At 58.4% G+C, this 687-nt stretch carries 2 pseudogenes; both read right to left on the bottom strand.

What is annotated here, in order from left to right:
* Positions 1–144 (bottom strand): annotated as a pseudogene (locus ACWTU8_RS31790) (LLM class flavin-dependent oxidoreductase); the annotation flags it as partial.
* Between the two features lie 159 nt (positions 145–303).
* Positions 304–687 (bottom strand): annotated as a pseudogene (locus ACWTU8_RS31785) (nitrilotriacetate monooxygenase); the annotation flags it as partial.

The raw sequence follows: 687 nt of genomic DNA, 5'->3' as shown, positions 1-687 counted from the left end.
ACCCTTCCAGCCATTATCCTCCAGCGCCTTCGCATGGCTCGCCAATGTCTGCAGGCTATTGTGATTTTCGACGACGCAATCGCCCCGATGGCCGGATCTGACCTCGTTGGGGATGTACCAAAGAAACTCGGATTTGCTACTCATGCGATTTGATCTGCAATTCGATTGTTGAACGTTGGAACCAGGAATCTGATGGAAAAGGGGACGGCTATCTCGCAAGGTTTGACGTCAGCTCAGGAGCATCTAAAGGCGGTCAGGCGCATTTCCCGGATGCGGCAATGGTGACGGGCCGCGGTGACTCCGTCATCCCACTACTTGCGCTTCAGGCACACGGTGAGGCTGAAGCGCAAAGCTGTTGGGCGGACGCGGCAGGCCCAGATTCTCCCTGAGCGTGTTGCCTTCGTATTCGTGCTGGAACAGACCGCGTTTGCGCAGAATCGGAACGACCTGATCGACAAAGTCGGTCAAGCCCGTCGGCAGTATGGGCGGCATGATGTTGAAGGCATCTGCCGCGCCGTTCTCGAACCAATCCTGCATCGCGTCGGCGATCTGTTCGGGCGTGCCCACCACCGTGCGGTGCCCCGCGCGCGGTGGCGATCGCGAGATAGAACTCGCGCAGCGTCAAATTGTTGCGCGACACCAGATCGGAGACGAGCTTCAGGCGGCTTTTGTTGAGCTCGGTATCCT

It is taken from the genome of Mesorhizobium sp. BHbdii, from assembly GCF_053848045.1.
Note: the sequence above shows the minus strand (reverse complement) of the source record. Positions and strands in the feature narration are given on the sequence as shown.